The organism is Yersinia similis, from assembly GCF_001053095.1.
Lineage (GTDB): Bacteria > Pseudomonadota > Gammaproteobacteria > Enterobacterales > Enterobacteriaceae > Yersinia > Yersinia similis.
On the sequence record NZ_CGBP01000091.1, the window covers coordinates 1 to 1200 of the forward strand.

Consider the following 1200-nt stretch of genomic DNA (forward strand, 5'->3'; position numbering starts at 1 on the left):
TCTGTTCGCCGCGACCGCCCTCTGACCCATGATGAACTGGCCTACTATGAAGACCCTCATCCGGTCACCGCCAACCAACTGCTGACCCCGCGTCGCTGGGAAGACAAAAAGACGGATTTATGGACGGTATTCCAGCGCCTGCAAGAAAATTTAACTAAAGGGGGCTTGTCCGGCATCAGCGCCAAAGGCAAACGTACCCAGACCCAGGCAGTGAATGGCATTGATGGCGATATCAAACTCAACCGGGCACTGTGGGTGATGGCTGAGCGATTAAAGCAGGCCATGAGCTGATGTCTTGCCTGCCTGTTTTGATGCCCATGGCTACGCGCAATATAGCCCCCAACGGCAACTGATTTTTACCGCATCTCGGTCATCACACGACTGATAATTAATCGTACCTAAACACACCTCCCGGTAAGCACTTACTCACTTTTATCCCCCCCACAAACAGGTTCCCCCGGTTTTCCGGTAGGGCCTGTTTTGTGATTAACCGATGATGACACAAGGATTTTTCTCATGAATACGCAAATCAATACAGATACAAACACACTCACAGCCACCCTGGTTTCTGATGCGCAACGCATCCATTTCTGGGCAAAACACTTTGGTCAGGTACCCAAATGGGCGTTGATTGAACCACAGGTTTTTCGTTGGCTGGACCGCTTGTGTGACGACTACCACGGCGACTTCTGGGACTTCTACACCTTGGCTAACGGTGGGGCATTTATGGTGCCGGGCACGGGGCAAGACTATGTGTTGTTTAACGCGCTCAATGGCAATGGTGCCACTGTCAGTCGTGAAGCCGCGGGTATCACCGCCTGCCTGATGACCTACAGCCATTGTGCCTACAGCACTGAAAGTGAGGCGATTACCGAGCATTTTTACCGATTGCGCGAATATGCCTTACAACACCCTGAAAGCCAGGCTATTTTTGACTTGATTGACTGATGAACAGGAGTTCCCCCATGCCACATCAGCCTATGCGTGCTTCACTCCCCACCTTGCCTTTTGCCCAGCAACAGATTATCAGCCAGGCACTGGCGATACTGGAAACCCAACTCCGACACCGGCCCTACACCTTGACCTCACCCGAGGCAGTGAAAGCCTGGCTGCAACTTCATCTTAGTCCTCAGGGGCGGGAGTGTTTTATGGTGCTCTTTTTGGACAACCGCCACCGCTTGATGGCCAGTGAAACCGTTT

2 protein-coding genes and 1 pseudogene are annotated in these 1200 nt (G+C 52.3%); all 3 read left to right on the forward strand.

Annotation, left to right across the window (positions count from 1 at the left end; genetic code table 11):
- A pseudogene (locus AC971_RS22405) lies at window positions 1-291 on the forward strand (DUF932 domain-containing protein); the annotation flags it as partial.
- 225 nt (window positions 292-516) lie between these two features.
- Window positions 517-948 carry an antirestriction protein gene (locus AC971_RS21515; protein WP_048677914.1) on the forward strand — a complete coding sequence of 144 codons (432 nt, stop codon included), beginning with the start codon at window positions 517-519 and terminating at the stop codon, window positions 946-948.
- Window positions 949-965: 17 nt separating this feature from the next.
- Window positions 966-1200, forward strand: a 235-nt coding sequence (locus AC971_RS21520; protein WP_331454171.1) for a JAB domain-containing protein, incomplete at its 3' end; no start/stop codon positions are given.

Excerpts from the sequence above, each read along its gene's own strand:
- AC971_RS21515 (WP_048677914.1), top strand. The coding sequence starts at position 517 with ATGAATACGCAAATCAATACAGATACAAACACACTCACAGCCACCCTG.